Source organism: Lysinibacillus sp. NPDC098008 (genome assembly GCF_044760715.1).
GTDB lineage: Bacteria > Bacillota > Bacilli > Bacillales_A > Planococcaceae > Lysinibacillus.
This window is the reverse complement of sequence record NZ_JBIWBA010000002.1, coordinates 118531-137282: the sequence shown is the minus strand read 5'-3', so window position 1 is coordinate 137282 and position 18752 is coordinate 118531. Positions and strand designations below refer to the sequence as shown.

The window sequence follows — 18752 nt, the reverse complement described above, 5'->3', positions numbered from 1 at the left end:
GAGATATAGATGGCGGATTATTTAGTGATTGTAGAATCACCAGCAAAAGCAAAAACAATTGAACGTTATTTAGGCAAAAAATATAAAGTAAAAGCATCGATTGGACATGTTCGAGATTTACCTCGAAGCCAAATGGGTGTGGATACAGAAAATAATTATGAACCTAAATATATTACCATTCGTGGTAAAGGGCCTGTTTTACAGGAGCTTAAGACGGCAGCTAAAAAAGTGAAGAAAGTATTTCTAGCAGCCGATCCAGACCGTGAGGGAGAAGCGATTGCTTGGCACCTTGCGACTGCGTTAAACATTGATATTAATTCAGATTGTCGAGTTGTCTTTAATGAAATTACGAAGGATGCAATTGTTGAATCCTTTAAACACCCTCGTCCGATCAATTTAGATTTAGTGGATGCTCAGCAAACTAGACGAATACTGGACAGACTTGTTGGCTATAACATTAGCCCGATTCTTTGGAAAAAGGTAAAGAAGGGTTTATCAGCAGGTCGTGTACAATCTGTAGCATTACGCTTGATTATTGATCGTGAAAATGAAATAAAAAACTTTCAGCCAGAGGAATACTGGACAATAGAAGGGACATTTGAAAAAGGTAAAAAAACCTTTGATGCCCTTTATTATGGTAATGGCAAAGAGAAAATTAAATTAACAAATGAAGAACAAGTAAAAGCAATCTTAAAAAATGTAAAAGGTACAAATTTTGAAGTTGTTAATGTATCGAAAAAAGAACGTAAACGTAATGCGGCACCAGCCTTTACAACTTCTTCCTTACAGCAAGAAGCAGCACGAAAATTAAATTTCCGTGCTAAGAAAACAATGATGCTTGCACAGCAATTATATGAAGGAATTGATATTGGTAAAAAAGAGGGAACAGTCGGCTTAATTACGTATATGCGTACCGATTCTACACGTATTTCGGATACTGCTAAAGCAGAGGCGACCACTTACATCGAATCAAAGTATGGTAAAGAATATATTGCGACAGATACAAAGCAAGCGAAAAAGGCTTCAAATGCACAAGATGCGCATGAGGCAATTCGTCCAACAAGTACGATGCGTACACCAGAGGATTTAAAAGCGGTGCTTAGTAGAGATCAGTTGCGTTTATACCGTTTAATTTGGGAACGCTTTATTGCAAGTCAGATGGCACCAGCTATATTGGATACAGTAGCAGTAGACCTTCAAAATGGTGATGTTTTATTTCGTGCGAACGGCTCACAAGTTAAATTCGCAGGCTTTATGAAACTCTATATCGAAGGTACTGATGATCAAGCTGAAGAAACAACAAAGCTTCTACCTGAGATGGAAATTGGCGATCAAGTAAAATCGCTTGAAATTGAGCCTAAGCAGCATTTTACACAGCCACCACCACGTTATTCAGAGGCGCGTCTTGTGAAAACAATGGAAGAACTAGGTATTGGACGCCCATCCACATATGCACCGACCCTCGATACAATTCAGCGCCGCGGCTATGTTGTATTAGACGCCAAACGCTTTATGCCAACAGAGCTAGGTGAAATTGTACACCAACTCGTATTAGAGTTTTTCCCAGATATCATAAATATCGAATTCACAGCAAAAATGGAACAAGATTTAGATGATATTGAAGAAGGTAGTCGTCAATGGGTAGAGGTTGTTGATGCGTTTTATAAGGACTTTGAGGTTCATGTAAAACATGCGGATGAAGCTATGGAAAAAGTTGTGATCAAAGATGAGCCTGCTGGTGAGGATTGCGAACTATGTGGTTCACCAATGGTCTACAAGCTTGGACGCTATGGTAAATTTATGGCGTGTTCAAACTTCCCAGATTGCCGCAATACAAAAGCGATTATGAAACCAATTGGTGTAAAATGTCCTTCCTGTGAAACAGGTGAAATTGTAGAACGTAAAAGTAAAACAAAGCGTTTATTCTATGGCTGCAATCAATATCCAGAATGTGAGTTTGTGTCATGGGATAAGCCGATTAGTAGACCGTGTCCGAAATGTAGTGCATTATTAGTAGAGAAAAAGATTAAAAAAGGCGTGCAAATTCAATGTACAAAATGTGACTATGAAGAAGCACCAACTCAATGATAGGAAGATGGTAAGAAACATGACTGAACAAGTAGTAAATGTAATAGGAGCAGGCCTTGCAGGTAGTGAAGCAGCGTGGCAAATTGCAAAACGTGGTGTTAACGTAAAACTTTATGAAATGCGTCCCGTCAAGCAAACACCTGCCCATCATACGGATAAATTTGCAGAGCTTGTTTGTTCGAACTCATTGCGTGCCAATGGCTTAACAAATGCTGTAGGGGTTATTAAGGAAGAGATGCGCATTTTAGATTCTGTTATCTTAAAGGCGGCAGATCAATGTTCAGTGCCTGCCGGGGGCGCATTAGCAGTAGACCGTCATGAATTTGCTGGCTATGTAACAGAGGCTGTAAAAAATCATCCACTTGTGGAAGTGATTCATGAAGAGGTTACAGAAATTCCAGAGGGCATTACGGTTATCGCAACAGGTCCACTAACATCAAAGGCACTAGCTGAAAAAATTCAAAGCTTAACGGGATTAGATTATTTATATTTTTATGATGCAGCAGCGCCAATTATTGAAAAAGATAGCATAGATATGGACAAGGTTTATTTAAAATCTCGTTATGATAAAGGCGAAGCGGCTTATTTAAACTGTCCTATGACAAAGGAAGAATTTGATCGTTTCCGTCAAGCACTTATAGAAGCAGAGGTTGTACCATTAAAAGAGTTTGAGAAAGAAATTTACTTTGAAGGCTGTATGCCAATCGAAGTAATGGCAGCTCGTGGAGAGAAAACAATGCTGTTTGGACCAATGAAGCCAGTTGGTCTGGAAGACCCTAAAACAGGGAAACGTCCTTATGCAGTTGTCCAGCTGCGTCAAGATGATGCAGCAGGTACACTTTATAATATTGTCGGCTTCCAGACACATCTAAAATGGGGTCCACAAAAAGAAGTGCTGCAGCTTATCCCAGGTCTAGAGAATGTGGAAATTGTGCGCTATGGCGTTATGCACCGCAATACATTTATTAATTCACCAAAAGTATTAGAAAAAACATATCAGCTACGCGAGCGAAAAAATATTTTCTTTGCAGGTCAAATGACAGGTGTAGAAGGGTATGTTGAATCAGCAGGGAGTGGATTAATAGCAGGTATTAATGCTGCTCGCTTAGCACTAGGGCAAGAGCCAATTATTTTCCCATTTGAAACAGCGTTAGGAAGTATGGCGCGTTATATAACAGAGGCGCAATCGAAAAACTTCCAGCCAATGAATGTGAACTTTGGTATATTCCCTGAGTTACCACCTGGTCGTCGCTCTAAACCAGAACGTGCAGAAATGCATGCAACGCGTGCATTAAGTGAAATTCGCAATTTTGTGAATTCGCAAACAATTTAATTGCCAACAGCCTCTAAAAGTTGATATACTCTTAGAGGCTTTTTCTTTTTGGTGATAAAATGCTGATTTAAACAAAATTTATGATTTTATATTGAGATTTTTTTAAAATATAACTATTTACACTTGCTATATGGTAAAGATAAGTATAGTGTCAATATGTATGTTTATTAATGATAAAAAATGATGCAAGATGACAAAACATTGTCTATTCGTTATAGTACAAGTGTTAGTTATTGAAGGAAATTATTAATAATCATTGGTGGTGAATCTTTCTATGTTAGTTTCGTCCCAAGATGCACTCGAACAGTTCTTGCTTTACATCCAGGCTGAAAAGAACTTCTCTGTTCATACGGTGCGCGAATATGAATCAGACCTGTTAAATTTCTTAGCTTTTCTGCAAGAAGAGGGAGTAAATGATTTAGCAAGTGTTGAATATATACATGCACGTCTTTATGTAACAAAGTTGTACGATGAAAAAAGAGCAAGGGCTTCTATCTCAAGAAAGATTTCCTCGATACGCTCCTTTTTCCGTTTTCTCAATAAACAATATGGATTAGATGATGGCGCATTTCGTTCTCTATACCATCCTAAAAAAGAATCGCGTTTGCCAAATTTTTTCTACGAAGAAGAATTGATGCAGTTATTCGATGCAAATATAGGCGATGATTTGAAATCATTAAGAAATATGGCTATATTAGAGCTGTTATATGCAACAGGTATTCGTGTGAGTGAACTGACATCCATTCAAGTAGAAGATGTTGATTTTCATTATTCTATTATACGTGTGATGGGGAAAGGTCGAAAGGAACGAATTATCCCATTTGGTCAATTTGCGAGTTTAGCCATGCAGGACTACATAGAGCAAGCTCGTCCACGATTGATGAAAAAAACAAAGCATCAGCAGTTGTTTGTCAATATGCGTGGTGGGGAACTTACACCTCGAGGGGTGCGTCATGTTTTAAATGAAATGATTGATAAGGCCTCACTCCATACAAAAATTTACCCACACATGCTTCGCCATACATTTGCGACGCATTTGTTAAATAATGGTGCGGATTTGCGAACAGTGCAGGAGTTATTAGGTCATGCGCATTTATCTTCTACACAGGTTTACACACATGTAACAAAGGAGCATCTTCGTCAAACATATATGAATGCTCATCCAAGGGCATAATAGAGCTAAGGAGGAAGGCAGATGGGACAAATTCATGCAACAACGATATTTGCAGTTCATCATAATGGAGGCTGTGCTATGGCTGGTGATGGTCAAGTCACATTAGGCAATGCTGTTGTGATGAAGGGAACAGCACGGAAGGTCAGACGTCTGTTTAATGGTCAGGTTCTTGCAGGCTTTGCAGGCTCTGTTGCCGATGCTTTTACATTATTTGAAATGTTTGAAGGCAAATTAAACGAATATAATGGAAATTTACAGCGTGCAGCAGTAGAGGTTGCGAAGCAATGGCGCGGTGATAAAATGCTACGCCAATTAGAGGCTATGCTGCTTGTTATGGATAAAACAACATTGTTACTTGTATCGGGTACAGGTGAAGTTATCGAACCAGATGATGGTATTTTAGCAATCGGCTCTGGCGGTAATTATGCATTATCAGCGGGCAGAGCATTGAAAAAATATGCAGGTGATCAGATGACTGCTCGTGAAATTGCTGAAGCGGCATTAAAAACCGCTGCTGAAATCTGTGTATTTACAAATCATAATATTATCGTGGAGGCGCTGAACGAATGACACAAAAAAATTTAACGCCAAGACAAATTACTGAACATTTAGATCGTTACATTGTTGGGCAGAATGAAGCTAAGCGAGCCGTAGCTATTGCACTACGTAACCGTTATCGTCGTTCATTATTAAATGATGATATGAAGGCTGAAGTCATTCCGAAAAATATTTTGATGATCGGGCCAACAGGTGTCGGAAAAACGGAAATTGCCAGAAGAATTGCGAAACTGACAAATGCTCCTTTTGTAAAAGTGGAAGCAACCAAATTTACAGAGGTAGGATATGTAGGGCGTGATGTTGAATCAATGGTGCGCGATTTAGTGGAAGCTTCACATCGTCTGGTAAAGGAAGCAATGATGGAGTCTGTAAAGGAACAAGCAGAGGAGCTAGCAAATGAAGCTATTGTGAAATTATTAGTGCCTTCTTTACGCAAAAAACAGACAATGCAAAATCCATTTGAAATGTTATTTGGTGGCAAAGAACAGCCAACAAATGATGATTCATCAGCGGATGAGGCTGAAGTACGATCAAAGCGTGCGCAAATTGCTCTTGATTTACGCAATGGTAAACTGGAAAATGAATGGGTGACTGTTGAGGTAACAGAACAAACACCATCCATTTTTGATGCATTACAGGGAACGGGCATGGATATGTCTGCTAATAGTGGGATGCAAGATATGCTCTCTAGTTTAATGCCTAAAAAGCAGAAAAAACGCCGTGTGCAAGTAAAAGATGCACGTCGCATTTTAACAATAGAAGAAGCAAATAAGCTGATTGATGCAGATGAGGTTGCACAGGAGGCAATTGCGAGGGCTGAGCAATCAGGCATTATTTTTATTGACGAAATCGATAAAATTGCTAGCAAAGAAGGAAATACATCAGCAAATGTATCACGCGAAGGTGTGCAACGAGATATTTTACCGATTGTAGAAGGTTCTACAGTGACGACAAAATATGGTGCAGTGAAAACAGATTATATGCTATTTATTGCTGCAGGTGCATTCCATATGTCGAAGCCGTCCGATTTAATTCCTGAGTTACAAGGTCGCTTCCCGATTCGGGTAGAGCTTGAGAAATTAACAAAAGAAGATTTTGTTCGAATTTTACAGGAACCAGATCAATCTCTTATTTTGCAATATAAGGCATTGTTAGAAACAGAAGGTGTGGAAATTAATTTCACAGCAGATGCGATTGAGCGAATTGCTGAAATTGCAACAGAGGTAAATCAGGAAACAGATAATATTGGTGCGCGACGTTTACACACAATTTTAGAGCGTTTGCTAGAGGAGCTATCATTTGAAGCTGCAGAAATTGCACCAGCGAATATCCCAATCAATGCTGCATATGTTGATCAAAAACTTGCAGGCATAGTCAAAAATAAAGATTTATCACAGTTTATATTGTAAGATAAAGCTGAATAGGATTATCTTGGTGCAGCAAATTCTTTTTGTATTGAAAGCGAAGCGATAGATACAGAAAATCCTTTCTTCTGCTGGGAGGGAATGAATGCTTTTTTACCTCTATTCAGTGGGTGTCCGCTGAGCCAAGATAAAAGCCCCGGCGGATGTGCCTGATGTTGGGGCATAATTGATGAAGCCATCCAAAGCTTTAAAATAGTAAGTAAATATGTTCGGATTATTTATAGGAGGAACTTTAAATGAATTTATTAGAAAAAACACGTAGAATTAACGCAATGCTTCAAGCTTCAGCTGGGAAGCCAGTAAACTTCAAGGAAATGGCTGATACACTAGGAGATATTATCGATAGTAATATTTATATTGTAAGCCGTAAAGGAAAATTATTAGGTATTTCCATTCACCAACAAATTGAAAATGAACGTATGAAAAAAATGTTTGAAGAGCGACAATTCCCAGAGGAATATACACATAGCTTATTTACAATTTCTGAAACATCATCAAACTTAGATATTAATGATGAACATACAGCGTTCCCAGTGGAGAACAAAGAATTATTCCAAAATGCATTAACAACAATTGTACCAATCGTTGGTGGTGGTGAACGTCTTGGCACATTAATTCTTGCTCGCCTATCTTCACAGTTTGAAGATGATGATTTAATTTTAGCAGAGTACGGTGCAACAGTAGTAGGCATGGAAATTTTACGCGAAAAATCTGAAGAAATTGAAGAAGAGGCACGTAGCAAAGCTGTTGTACAAATGGCGATTAATTCGCTTTCATATAGTGAATTAGAAGCAATTGAGCATATTTTTGAAGAACTTGATGGCAATGAAGGTTTACTAGTGGCTTCTAAAATTGCTGACCGCGTAGGTATTACACGTTCAGTAATCGTAAACGCATTACGTAAACTAGAATCTGCGGGCGTTATCGAATCTCGCTCTTTAGGTATGAAAGGTACTTATATTAAAGTGCTGAACGATAAATTTTTAAATGCTTTAGCAGAAATCAAGATGAAATAATGGTCTCTTTTATAAATAGAGAAGATAAAAATGTAAGCGTCTGGGTGAATATCTAGACGCTTTTTCTTTGTAAAGCAGTCCAGAATGCTATATTTATTGCTTTTTTCCTAATTATGTTCAAAAAGTTGTCACTACTTTTAGCATAGAAAGAATATGCTAACTATCTCTTTGTTACTTTAGTACAGTAGTAAGTGAAAAACTCTATTTGCACTTTTTGAATATTTGAACTTTGGAATAATAGTCAAAAGGAACCTTGTGAAAAATGCGTTTTTATAGGTAATAGCGTTTGAAAAAAAGCCATATTTCACACTAAAATCGTAAACACTGTAGAAATAGTGTAAAATAACTAGATATTTGTCAAGCTCGAATAAACCCTTGTGAAATAAGAGATACAGCAGTTTTGTCCTGGTTGGATATAAGAAAAAATAGGGCGTATAGACTATTAAAAAGTGACAAAAGACAATAGACACTAGGTATCATCTTAATTACAATTGTATTATTGGATAAAATAACTAATACATAAATTGAAATAAAATGAGGTGAACAGGTTTGAATTTATTTGGAGGAACAATTAGTAGCCTGGAACACGGACTTTCCTATGCCACTTTGAATCATAAAACGATCGCAAATAATATTGCGAATGTCGATACACCTAATTATAAAGCGAAAAATGTTAGTTTTAAAGATATGTTGGAAAAAGAGAGAAGTATAGCGATTTCAGCATATCGCACTGATAATAGACATTATGATTTCACAATTCGACAAGCAACGCCTGGTGTTCATAATCTGGAAAATTTACGCTATCGAAATAATGGGAATGCTGTAGATATGGATGCTGAACAGGCAAAATTAGCAGAAAATCAAATTTATTACAATGCTTTAATTGATCGTGTAAACGGGAAATTAAACACATTAAATACTGTTATTAAAGGAGGTAAGTAATAAATGTCTATTTTTCATGGAATGAATACGACTGCCTCAGCTTTAACAGCGCAACGCCTACGCATGGATGTTATTTCTGCGAATATGGCAAATATGGATACAACACGCGCACGTCAGGTAAACGGAGAATGGGAACCGTATCGACGTAAGTCAGTGACATTAACCGCACAGGAAGGTCAATTCTCAAAAATTTTCAATGCAGCACTTAGTAAAAATGCTAAAAGCGGTGTTGGAAATGGTGTCAAAGTGACACGTATAACAGAGGATCAAGAAACACCTTTCAAGCTTGTTTATGACCCAACACATCCAGATGCAAATGCAGATGGCTATGTCAATATGCCGAATGTAGACCCATTGAAAGAAATGGTAGATTTAATGTCAGCCACTCGTTCATATGAGGCAAATGTAACGGTGTTTAATGCAAATAAATCAATGCTGACAAAAGCTTTAGAGATTGGTAAATAAATAAAGAGAAGGGAAGATACATAATGACAATTTCATCCGTTTCACTCATGACGCCTACTCAAGCTGTAAATGAAACAAATAAGCTGAATACAACACCTTATGAAGCACAACAAAGCTTCGCGAACTCATTAAAAGAAGCAATCGCTAAAGTGAATGATCAACAAATCACTTCTGACACATTTACGCAAAAGCTCATTAAAGGTGATAATGTGGAATTACATGAAGTAATGATTGCATCACAAAAGGCTAGTATTACATTAAACGCAACAATTGAAGTTCGCAATAAGGTGATTGAAGCTTACCAAGAAATAATGCGAATGAGCGTGTAACTTTATTGGCAGAGTAAGAACATACACTGTCGATATAGCTTAACAACCACCTATTTGGTGGGCTCACTGTTTTCGCAAATTATTGATTGCTAGGTTATTCACTATAACCGGAGGATTCATAATGAATGAAAGATTGACGAAAATAAAAAACGACACCAGTCAATTTTGGAAAAGTCGCAGTAAAAAGCAAAAAATAGTTATGATTGGCTCCGTAGTAAGTGTGCTTGTACTTGCAGCAGTTGTGACATTTTTTGCTTCTAAAACTACATATGTACCACTTTACAAAGATTTATCGACAAGAGAAATCGGACAAGTAAAGGAAGCGTTGGATGCCCAAGGTGTGAAATATGAAATTGCTCCAGGTGGAACTTCTATTTTAGTGCCTGAAGAACAGGTTGACTCCTTATTAGTACAGTTAGCTTCAGAGGGGTATCCACAAACAGGTACAATTGATTACTCATTTGCGAATAGCTCAGGATTTGGTATGACAGATAATGAGTTTAATCTATTGAAAAAGGCAGCGACTGAAACTGAAATTGCGAAGCTCTTTAAAAACTTAGAAGGTGTAAAAGATGCAAGTGTGAGAATTACGATGCCAGAGGAAGGTATCTTTTTAACAGATGTTCAGGATGAGGCAACTGCATCCATTGTATTGAATACAGACCCAGGCTATAAATTTACAGAACAACAAATTCAAACAATGTATAACTTGGCATCTAAAAGTATTCCTAACTTAAAACCTGAAAATATTGTTATTTCTAACCAATACTCAGAGTATTTTGATTTGAATGCAGCATCTACTGATGGTCTATCTACAGCAACTCCTGAAGGTCAACTACAAATGAAGAAATTGGTAGAACGTGATCTACAGCGTCAGGTACAAACGATGCTTGGTACACTGATGGGGCAGGATAAGGTAATGGTTTCCATCACAACAGATATTGATTTCAAAAAAGAAGATCGCCAAGAAGACCTCGTTACACCTGTTGATGAAGAGAATATGGAAGGAATCGCCATTAGTGCACAGCGTATTACTGAACAATATACTGGCACAGGTGCAGCAGCTACTGGAGAGCCAGAAGCTGAAATGCCTACGGATAATTTCACTACTTATAACGAAGGCATGATGGGTGATGGGGAGTATGAGCGTACGGAGGAAACGATTAACAATGATGTCAACCGTATACGCAAAGATATTCAAGAAGCTCCTTATAGAATCCAAGATATTGGTATTCAAGTAATTGTTGAGCCACCAACAGCAGAAGATGTTGCTTCATTGCCAGATGGTGTCCGTGAAGATATTGAAAGAATCTTAAGCACAATTGTACGTACAACGATTTCAAAAGATGTTGCAGCAGAGCTAACACAAGAACAAATTGATGAAAAGGTAGCTGTATCTGTGCAACCTTTATACGGAAAAGTAACCGATGTTGCAGATGAAACACCAGTTATTCCATGGTGGGTTTGGGTAATTGGCGGTATTTTATTGGCTGTTATTCTACTGCTAGCGTTCTTTATTATCCGTTCTCGCAAGCGTGCGAAGGAAGAAGAAGAGCAAAGTATTCTAGAGGAACAAGAAGAATTAATAGTTGATGATATTAATGAAGAAATTGAAACAGAAGCTACAATGCGTCGTAAGCAACTTGAGAAAATGGCAAAGGAAAAGCCAGACGATTTTGCGAAGTTACTGCGTAGTTGGATTGCTGAGGATTAACGAGGAGGTTCGGCTGTGTCCAAGAAAGATAAGGAATTAACAGGGAAACAAAAAGCTGCTCTCTTGTTAATTTCATTAGGACCTGAAGTTTCGGCTTCTGTCTATAAACATTTAACAGAGGAAGAAATTGAACGTTTAACATTAGAAATTTCCAGTGTTAAAAAGGTAGAAGCAAATGTAAAAGAGGAAATTATAGAGGAATTTCATAATATTGCTCTTGCGCAGGATTATATTACACAAGGCGGGATCGGCTACGCAAAAACTGTATTGGAGAAAGCGCTTGGTGTCGAACAAGCACAAACGATTATTAATCGTCTAACATCCTCATTACAAGTGCGACCATTTGATTTTGCAAGAAGAGCTGATCCAGCGCAAATTTTTAACTTTATTCAAAATGAGCATCCACAAACAATTGCCCTGATTCTTTCTTATTTAGAGGCAGGGCAGGCGGGTGTTATTTTATCTTCGTTACCACAGGAAGTACAGGCGGATATTGCTAAGCGTATTGCTATGATGGAATCAACATCACCAGAAGTAATTAGTGAAATTGAATCTGTATTAGAGCGTAAATTATCATCTACAGTGACACAGGATTATACAGAAACGGGTGGTATTGATGCAGTCGTTGAAGTATTGAATGGTGTGGATCGACAAACAGAAAAAACAATTCTCGATGCGCTCGAAATTCAAGACCCAGAGCTTGCAGAGGAAATTAAAAAACGTATGTTTGTATTCGAGGATATTGTTACACTCGACAATCGTTCGATTCAGCGTGTTATTCGTGATTGTGAAAACGAAGACCTACTGCTTTCAATGAAAGTATCAAGTGATGAAGTAAAAGATATTATTTTCCGCAATATGTCACAGCGTATGGCTGAAACATTTAAAGAAGAAATGGAAATTATGGGACCTGTACGCTTACGTGATGTAGAGGAAGCACAATCTCGAATTGTTGCTGTTATTCGTCGTTTAGAGGATGCTGGCGAAATTATTATTGCACGTGGTGGAGGAGATGACGTTATTGTCTAGAATCATCCGTTCTATTTACACACAGTCCAATAATGATGAAGTAAAAAAAATTGAGATTCGTGATATGTTTGAAGCAATGTCTGTGGAAGAAGAGGTAAGCTCTTCACAACATCAACCAACGATGGAAGAAGTAATGGCAGAACGCGATTATCTGCTTGCAGAAGCGAGAGCTACTTTACAAGCAGAGCGTGAAGCATTTGAACAAGAAAAGCAACTATTTTTGCAAGAAGTTGAGCTTTTAAAACAAAGCTGGGAAGAGGAAAGACCTAATCGGGTTCAGGAAGCTTATGATGAAGGCTTTGGGCAAGGCTATGAAGATGGCATAAACAAAGCAAATGAAGCAATGGCACAATCTCTTCAAACAGCAAATGAAGTAATTATTCAAGCGAAAGAAAATGCACAAAAATATATTGAAGATCAGGAAGCTGTTATTTTAGAGTTAGGCTTAACAGCAGCTGAGCGTATTATTGGTGCTTCTTTGGAACAAAATCATGAGTTATTTGTTTCAATTGTGCGTAGAGGACTGAAAGAAGCGAGAGAGATGAAAGAAATTAAAATTTATGTTTCTCCTGCTTATCATGCTTTAATTACGGCAAATCGAGATGAATTAGCAGAAATGTTCCCAGTCGATGTACCATTAATGATATTTGTTAATGAGGATTTTGAGAGTGATACAGATTGCTATATTGAAACAAATCATGGTCGCATTGTTGTAAGTATCGATGAGCAATTAAATGAGCTTCGATTAAAGCTACATGATATATTAGAAAGTAAGGAATGATCTAGATGAAAACGGCTCAGTTAATCAAACATATTCCTCATATGCCAACCTTTAAAAAGTTTGGTAGAGTAACGCGGGTTGTCGGCTTGATGATTGAGTCGCAAGGTCCAGATAGTTCTATTGGCGACGTTTGTAAAATTCATGTAGAAACAGTAAACAATGGTCATCAAATTATTTTAGCAGAGGTAGTTGGCTTTAAAGATGAAATTGTTGTCTTAATGCCCTTTACCTCTCTGCGTGAAATATCAATTGGCTGTCTTGTTGAAGGAACAGGAGCTCCCCTTGAAATAAAAGTTGGCCCTGAGCTAATTGGAAAAGTTTTAGATTCAATGGGCAACCCCATTGATGGGACGTTACTACCAAAAGGACTGACGACTGTTCCTACTGAGCAAGACCCGCCAAATCCATTGACTCGTCCACCTATTAACGAAAGGCTTGAGGTGGGCGTTAAAGCAATTGACGGTATGTTAACCGTTGGCAATGGTCAGCGTGTAGGTATTTTTGCCGGTTCAGGAGTTGGGAAAAGCACACTGTTGGGTATGATTGCAAGAAACACACAGGCAGATTTGAATGTCATTGCACTAATCGGAGAACGTGGTCGCGAAGTTCGGGAATTTATTGAGCGTGATTTAGGTCCTGAAGGTTTAAGCAGGTCCATTGTCGTTGCTGCTACCTCTGACCAGCCAGCATTAATGCGGATAAAAGGGGCATTTACAGCAACAGCTATAGCCGAGTATTTTAGAAACCGTGGCTTAAATGTCATGCTGATGATGGACTCCGTAACAAGGGTTGCAATGGCACAGCGTGAAATTGGTCTTGCTACAGGTGAGCCGCCAGCACAAAAAGGCTATACACCATCTGTATTTGCAATTTTACCAAAGCTGCTTGAACGTACAGGAACAAATGAAAAGGGCTCAATAACAGCATTTTACACGGTTTTAGTTGATGGTGATGATATGAATGAGCCAATTGCTGATACAGTGCGAGGAATACTGGATGGTCATATTGTGTTAGATCGAAACCTTGCCAATAAAGGGCAATATCCAGCCATTAATGTATTAAAAAGCGTTAGCCGTTTGATGAATCATGTTGCAGAGCCAGCACATAAAAAAGCTGCTGAACGGTTAAGAGAGCTTTATTACACATACGATAAATCTGAGGATTTAATTAATATTGGTGCGTATAAACGAGGGACATCTCAAGAAATTGATGAAGCAATTCATTATGAACCACTCATTACAGCTTATCTTAAACAGGGTTACTTAGATAAAATAACACTAGAAGAAAGTGTAAATGAGCTAATAACATTATCGAACGGTGGTGCAAAATAGGTGGTTAATTATATGTATCGATTTGAAAAAGTGTTAACCATTCGTGAGCAAGAGAAAAATGAAACTGAAATAGCTTATAAAGAATCTGTCCGTTCTTTTGAAGAGATTGCAACAAAGCTATATGAATTGCTAAAAAAGAAAGAGGATTTAATGGCTTTTCAGCAAGAGCGCTTAACTGTCGGTTCATCTATAGATGAAATTCATCATTATAGCCGTTTTATTGATAGTCTTGAGAAAACAATTGCAGATGTACAACAAAAAGTTATACAGGCTCGTGCAAAGATGAATTGGCATGAAGAAAAACTATTAGAAAAAAACTTGGAAGTACGTAAATTTGAAAAAATGAAAGAAAAGGATTTTAAACTATTTCAACAAGAGCAAGATCGGATAGAAAGCCTTTTTTTAGATGAAATTTCATTACAAACGTATAACAAGAAAGAAATCAGGTGATTTCATGGCAAAAAAAGATAATCGGTTGGCAGCAGAATTGATCGAAGAACAGCCGAAGAAAAAAAAAGGTGGCTTTCTAAAGTTTTTTACTTGGATTGTACTGCCCATTATGTTTGTTGTAGCAGTTTTACTTGTTGTAGCAACATTAATGAATACGAATGTTTTTGATTTAGGAAAAAAGGCGATAGACCAACTACCATTTATGCCATCAGCAGAGCAGCAAGCAAAAGATGCCGTTGTTAATAATGATTCAAAGATGGTCAATCTACAGGCAGAAATACAAGAAAAGGAAGCCGAAATTACGCAGCTTCAACAAAAGCTTGATACAGCTACAACAGAAAATGAGCAGTTGCAAGTTGAAAAAGAGCAACTTCAACTTGAAATTGATAAGTTAATGCAAGAACAAGATGAGGTTAAGCGGGACTTTAATGAGATTTTAACAACATTCGACAAAATGACACCTAAAAAAGCAGCAGCAATTCTTACTAATATGAGCGATGCAGAAACACTGCGTATTTTAACAAATTTAAAGCCAGATAAGCTAGCAGCTATTTTAGAGAAAATGGAAGCTGTTGATGCAGCGAAATATGCAGAATTAATGGCCCAAGTTCAACCTCAACCTGAGGCTCAGCAATAATATATTGAAAGGAGGTGAAAGAAAATGGATGTCGCAATGATGCAAATAATGTCAAAGGCAGCCCCAGCCAATACAGCAGCAGCCAAATCTACAGTAACTAGCGGGTTAGAGGGCAAAGCAACTGGTATGACCAATAAGGAAAGCTTATCAAAATTCGGTGCTGTTTTTGGTCAAATTGTGTCAGCTTCTAGTCAAACAAACCAGCCTTCAAACGTAGCAACAAATGACGTTGTAGCCGCACAGGCAATATTAAATGCAGAGTCTTTGGAAGAATTGTTAGATTTACTAAATATTCCACATGATGAAGGCTTATTAATGCTACAGGTTGGTGAAGATGGTCAGGCTGTGGCAATGGATGAAATGCTTACGTTAGCCAATATACTGAAGGCATTAGGCATTGATGAGGAACAACTGCAGAAATTAGTACAGCAACTTTTAGGTGAAGATAAAGAGGCTAGCGATGTGTGGGAGTTATTAACTTTAGTGGATGCCCAAGCACCAATGCTACAAGCACAAGTGAGTACAGTCTTACAAGGCGAAGGTCAAATAACACCAAAAGAAGCAACACAATTGCTGCAAATATTAAAGCTAGTAGAATTAGTGGGGCAAAAAACAGATTTAACAGCTTCACAAGAAACTGTATTATCCAGTATTAAAAATCTTTTAACAACAATACAAACACAAGTGGAAACAATTCACAATGCTCAGCAGGTTACAACAAAGACAACTGTTACACTACCACTACAAAGCTTCCAACATATCCAAGTAACGAAGCAAAGTGAAACAACTACAAATGAAATGGTGACACCACAAACAGTACAAACAAAAGCAGATACATTCCAAGTGACATTACCTGCTGCTAAACCTGCTCAATCAGAAGCTTTATTAAAAGAAATGCAGGCAATTATCAATAAAGCGCAAATTTCAAATGCACAAGGTATTACACGCCTAACATTGAAGTTATATCCTGAAAATTTAGGAACAATTCGTATTGAGCTTGTTCAAAATGACGGTGTTTTAACAGCACGCTTATTAGCTTCTACAGCGCATGGACGTGAACTATTAGATAGCCAAATACACCAGCTCAAACAAGCATTTGTTCAGCAAAATATACAGGTAGATCGACTGGATATTGCCCAATCATTACAGGATGCAGATCGTCAGCAACGCGATCAAAGCTTCTTTAATAATTTCTTTAAGCAGCAACAGCAAGAAGAGCAGGAACAGCAAAATGATGAGGATGAGGAAAGTATGTCCTTTAGTGATTATTTAATAAATGAGGAGGTGTAAAGATGGCAGAAGAAACAAAAAGTGTAAGTGGAGCAATAACGGATGATTTATACTATTCAAATTATAGACCACCAACAAAGCAAACGGGGAATAGTGATCTTGGCAAGGATGCTTTTCTAAAGCTATTAATTACACAATTACAGCACCAGGATCCAACAAATCCAATGGATGACCGAGAATTTATTTCTCAAATGGCTCAATTTTCTTCTTTAGAGCAAATGCAAAATATGACAAAGGCAATGGAGTCATTGCTAGTATCCCAGCAACAAACACAAATGATGAGCTATGCGAGCTTTATTGGTAAAGAAGTCAAATGGCATGAAATTACAGAAGAATTGGACGAAGATGATAAACCGATTGTTGCAGAAGGCACGGGTGTAATCGAGTCATTGAAATTTGTAGATGGCAGTGTTGTCTTCTTATTGGCAGATGGCAAGGAAATAACACCTGGTAATATTTCGGGTGTTCTAGGAGGCACTGGCACAACTTCAAATGGTAATAATGCCACTTCAGAAACGCCACTTGTCCAAGCTAGTAAACTAATTGGCAAAAATGTGACGTATATGGAGGATGATCAGGAATTACAGAGTCGTGTTGTTTCTGTGTCCAATAAAGATGGCGTTATTTATTATCAATTAGATAACGGAAAAAAATTAACAGATAAAGATTTTACAGTGATTAGCGAATAAAGGTGGGGAAGTATGATGGATCAATTTTCAATTCAGCGTGTACCCTTGCATCCATCTATTCGCACAACACAGCCCAATAAGCCTGTTCAAACACAGAAAAAATCCTTTCAAGCACATTTACAGGAAGCTACAAAGCAAGAGCTAAAGGTCAGCAAGCATGCGCATGAACGTATTATTGAGCGTAAAATTAATATTTCAGAACAAGAATGGCAGGTTGTATCAGATAAGGTATTTGAAGCACATTCAAAAGGTGTGAAACAGCCGTTAGTCTTGATGGATCAAGCCGCTTTAATTGTCAGTGCTAAAAATGCAACTGTCATTACAGCAATGGATCGCACGGAAGCAAAGCAACAGTTATTTACCAATATTGATGGCACAATTGTGCTGTAAAGGCTGGACCTTCTTAAGTAAGGAAGCCTTTGTGTTGCTGATTGATAGAGGCACACATATAAAAAATGAAGGGAGAACGACAACATATGTTACGTTCTATGTATTCAGGTATTTCAGGTCTTAAAAACTTCCAAACAAAGCTAGATGTTATTGGAAATAATATCGCTAACGTTAATACAGTTGGCTTTAAAAAAGGTCGCGTAAATTTCAAAGATTTAATGTCCCAAACACAAGCAGGCGCATCTGCAGCAACAGCTACACGTGGTGGTGTAAACCCACAACAAGTTGGTCTAGGCTCTCAATTAGCTGCGATTGATACAATTCATGGCGGTGGCTCTATTCAAACGACAGGGCGTACATTAGACTTAGCCATTGAAGGGGAAGGCTTCTTTATGGTAGGGGATGCTAACGGTGCTCCAGATGAAGAAGGTGTCCTTGATGAAGAGGGCTTCAGCAATATTTTATATACTCGTAATGGTATTTTCTATATGGATAGCAATGGTTATTTAGTAAATGCTGATGGTAAATATTTGGTTGGTCATTCTAATGAAGAATTATCTATTTCAGAGGATGAGAGTATTGATGGTTCAGAGGCTGAACAGCATAAAGCAGATAGCGGCTTAGCAGATATTGAAGGAAATATGACGGAGGAGATAGATTTTGCGGCAGATGTTTCGCCAATTCGTATTCCAACAACAGCACAATCAATCTCTATAGGTCAAGATGGTACAGTTAACTATATTGACTATAAAGGTGACCTACAGTATGCTGGGCAGCTAATTATGGCTAAATTCCCGAATGCTGGTGGTCTTGTTAAAAATGGTAGTAACTATTACCAACCAACAGCTAACTCTGGTGCTCCATACGCACAAGTAGCGACTGTAGCAGGAATTGGGAAAGTAGTACCTGGTGCTGTCGAAATGTCAAATGTAGATTTATCTGAAGAATTTACAGAAATGATTGTGGCACAACGTGGTTTCCAAGCGAATACACGTATTATTACAACATCGGATGAAGTGCTACAAGAATTAGTTAACTTAAAACGTTAATAGTCATGTGATTTTTTAGTATAACGGGCGTTTCAACAAACATATTTTCATATGAGGGAGGGT

Annotated in this window: 19 protein-coding genes; all 19 read left to right on the top strand. The window is 37.9% G+C overall.

Annotation, left to right across the window (positions count from 1 at the left end):
* Window positions 1-9: 9 nt before the first annotated feature.
* The 19 genes from topA (at window position 10) to ACIQVU_RS02980 (ending at window position 18689) form a co-directional block, all read left to right on the top strand.
* On the top strand, window positions 10-2088 hold the full coding sequence (topA, locus tag ACIQVU_RS03070) for a type I DNA topoisomerase (protein ID WP_340804723.1): 2079 nt from the start codon (window positions 10-12) through the stop codon (window positions 2086-2088).
* 19 nt (window positions 2089-2107) lie between these two features.
* A complete protein-coding gene (gene trmFO, locus ACIQVU_RS03065) occupies window positions 2108-3421 on the top strand; it encodes an FADH(2)-oxidizing methylenetetrahydrofolate--tRNA-(uracil(54)-C(5))-methyltransferase TrmFO (RefSeq protein ID WP_402893805.1) in 1314 nt (437 codons plus the stop codon).
* A gap of 274 nt (window positions 3422-3695) precedes the next feature.
* Window positions 3696-4595, top strand: a complete 900-nt coding sequence (gene xerC, locus ACIQVU_RS03060; RefSeq protein ID WP_340804725.1) for a tyrosine recombinase XerC — start codon at window positions 3696-3698, stop codon at window positions 4593-4595.
* A 21-nt stretch (window positions 4596-4616) separates the two neighbouring features.
* Window positions 4617-5165 (top strand): ATP-dependent protease subunit HslV, encoded by a 549-nt coding sequence (gene hslV / locus ACIQVU_RS03055; protein ID WP_340804726.1) that lies wholly within the window; start codon window positions 4617-4619, stop codon window positions 5163-5165.
* The gene (gene hslU, locus ACIQVU_RS03050; RefSeq protein ID WP_340804727.1) at window positions 5162-6562 is read left to right on the top strand and encodes an ATP-dependent protease ATPase subunit HslU; all 1401 of its coding nucleotides are present in this window, start codon (window positions 5162-5164) and stop codon (window positions 6560-6562) included. Before hslV ends, hslU begins: the two co-directional genes overlap by 4 nt.
* Before the next feature lie 251 nt (window positions 6563-6813).
* Window positions 6814-7593 (top strand): GTP-sensing pleiotropic transcriptional regulator CodY, encoded by a 780-nt coding sequence (gene codY / locus ACIQVU_RS03045; RefSeq protein ID WP_340804728.1) that lies wholly within the window; start codon window positions 6814-6816, stop codon window positions 7591-7593.
* A gap of 549 nt (window positions 7594-8142) precedes the next feature.
* Entirely contained in the window at window positions 8143-8535 is a 393-nt protein-coding gene (gene flgB / locus ACIQVU_RS03040) for a flagellar basal body rod protein FlgB (RefSeq protein WP_340804729.1), read from the top strand.
* 3 nt (window positions 8536-8538) lie between these two features.
* Window positions 8539-9000 carry a flagellar basal body rod protein FlgC gene (flgC, locus tag ACIQVU_RS03035; RefSeq protein ID WP_340804730.1) on the top strand — a complete coding sequence of 154 codons (462 nt, stop codon included), beginning with the start codon at window positions 8539-8541 and terminating at the stop codon, window positions 8998-9000.
* A gap of 23 nt (window positions 9001-9023) precedes the next feature.
* Window positions 9024-9329, top strand: a complete 306-nt coding sequence (gene fliE / locus ACIQVU_RS03030) for a flagellar hook-basal body complex protein FliE (protein ID WP_340804731.1) — start codon at window positions 9024-9026, stop codon at window positions 9327-9329.
* Window positions 9330-9450: 121 nt separating this feature from the next.
* Entirely contained in the window at window positions 9451-11043 is a 1593-nt protein-coding gene (gene fliF / locus ACIQVU_RS03025; protein ID WP_340804732.1) for a flagellar basal-body MS-ring/collar protein FliF, read from the top strand.
* A gap of 15 nt (window positions 11044-11058) precedes the next feature.
* On the top strand, window positions 11059-12072 hold the full coding sequence (fliG, locus tag ACIQVU_RS03020) for a flagellar motor switch protein FliG (protein ID WP_340804733.1): 1014 nt from the start codon (window positions 11059-11061) through the stop codon (window positions 12070-12072).
* The gene (gene fliH, locus ACIQVU_RS03015; RefSeq protein ID WP_340804734.1) at window positions 12065-12853 is read left to right on the top strand and encodes a flagellar assembly protein FliH; all 789 of its coding nucleotides are present in this window, start codon (window positions 12065-12067) and stop codon (window positions 12851-12853) included. The genes fliG and fliH overlap by 8 nt, the downstream gene beginning before the upstream one ends.
* Window positions 12854-12858: 5 nt before the next feature.
* Entirely contained in the window at window positions 12859-14184 is a 1326-nt protein-coding gene (fliI, locus tag ACIQVU_RS03010; protein ID WP_340804735.1) for a flagellar protein export ATPase FliI, read from the top strand.
* Window positions 14185-14634 carry a flagellar export protein FliJ gene (gene fliJ / locus ACIQVU_RS03005; protein ID WP_340804736.1) on the top strand — a complete coding sequence of 150 codons (450 nt, stop codon included), beginning with the start codon at window positions 14185-14187 and terminating at the stop codon, window positions 14632-14634.
* 4 nt (window positions 14635-14638) lie between these two features.
* On the top strand, window positions 14639-15271 hold the full coding sequence (locus ACIQVU_RS03000; RefSeq protein WP_340804737.1) for a MotE family protein: 633 nt from the start codon (window positions 14639-14641) through the stop codon (window positions 15269-15271).
* Window positions 15272-15295: 24 nt separating this feature from the next.
* On the top strand, window positions 15296-16561 hold the full coding sequence (locus ACIQVU_RS02995; protein WP_340804738.1) for a flagellar hook-length control protein FliK: 1266 nt from the start codon (window positions 15296-15298) through the stop codon (window positions 16559-16561).
* 2 nt (window positions 16562-16563) lie between these two features.
* Window positions 16564-17250 carry a flagellar hook assembly protein FlgD gene (gene flgD / locus ACIQVU_RS02990; RefSeq protein WP_402893795.1) on the top strand — a complete coding sequence of 229 codons (687 nt, stop codon included), beginning with the start codon at window positions 16564-16566 and terminating at the stop codon, window positions 17248-17250.
* 15 nt (window positions 17251-17265) lie between these two features.
* Window positions 17266-17640, top strand: a complete 375-nt coding sequence (locus tag ACIQVU_RS02985; RefSeq protein WP_340808536.1) for a TIGR02530 family flagellar biosynthesis protein — start codon at window positions 17266-17268, stop codon at window positions 17638-17640.
* Between the two features lie 86 nt (window positions 17641-17726).
* Complete coding sequence (locus tag ACIQVU_RS02980; protein WP_340804740.1) at window positions 17727-18689, top strand: flagellar hook-basal body complex protein; 963 nt, start codon at window positions 17727-17729, stop codon at window positions 18687-18689.
* Window positions 18690-18752 lie beyond the last annotated feature (63 nt).

Bases quoted from the DNA above. Each gene is read 5' to 3' on its own strand.
- topA (WP_340804723.1), top strand. From the start codon at position 10: ATGGCGGATTATTTAGTGATTGTAGAATCACCAGCAAAAGCAAAAACA.
- trmFO (WP_402893805.1), top strand. From the start codon at position 2,108: ATGACTGAACAAGTAGTAAATGTAATAGGAGCAGGCCTTGCAGGTAGT.
- xerC (WP_340804725.1), top strand. From the start codon at position 3,696: ATGTTAGTTTCGTCCCAAGATGCACTCGAACAGTTCTTGCTTTACATC.
- hslV (WP_340804726.1), top strand. From the start codon at position 4,617: ATGGGACAAATTCATGCAACAACGATATTTGCAGTTCATCATAATGGA.
- hslU (WP_340804727.1), top strand. From the start codon at position 5,162: ATGACACAAAAAAATTTAACGCCAAGACAAATTACTGAACATTTAGAT.
- codY (WP_340804728.1), top strand. From the start codon at position 6,814: ATGAATTTATTAGAAAAAACACGTAGAATTAACGCAATGCTTCAAGCT.
- flgC (WP_340804730.1), top strand. From the start codon at position 8,539: ATGTCTATTTTTCATGGAATGAATACGACTGCCTCAGCTTTAACAGCG.
- fliE (WP_340804731.1), top strand. From the start codon at position 9,024: ATGACAATTTCATCCGTTTCACTCATGACGCCTACTCAAGCTGTAAAT.
- fliF (WP_340804732.1), top strand. From the start codon at position 9,451: ATGAATGAAAGATTGACGAAAATAAAAAACGACACCAGTCAATTTTGG.
- fliI (WP_340804735.1), top strand. From the start codon at position 12,859: ATGAAAACGGCTCAGTTAATCAAACATATTCCTCATATGCCAACCTTT.
- ACIQVU_RS03000 (WP_340804737.1), top strand. From the start codon at position 14,639: ATGGCAAAAAAAGATAATCGGTTGGCAGCAGAATTGATCGAAGAACAG.
- ACIQVU_RS02995 (WP_340804738.1), top strand. From the start codon at position 15,296: ATGGATGTCGCAATGATGCAAATAATGTCAAAGGCAGCCCCAGCCAAT.
- flgD (WP_402893795.1), top strand. From the start codon at position 16,564: ATGGCAGAAGAAACAAAAAGTGTAAGTGGAGCAATAACGGATGATTTA.
- ACIQVU_RS02985 (WP_340808536.1), top strand. From the start codon at position 17,266: ATGGATCAATTTTCAATTCAGCGTGTACCCTTGCATCCATCTATTCGC.
- ACIQVU_RS02980 (WP_340804740.1), top strand. From the start codon at position 17,727: ATGTTACGTTCTATGTATTCAGGTATTTCAGGTCTTAAAAACTTCCAA.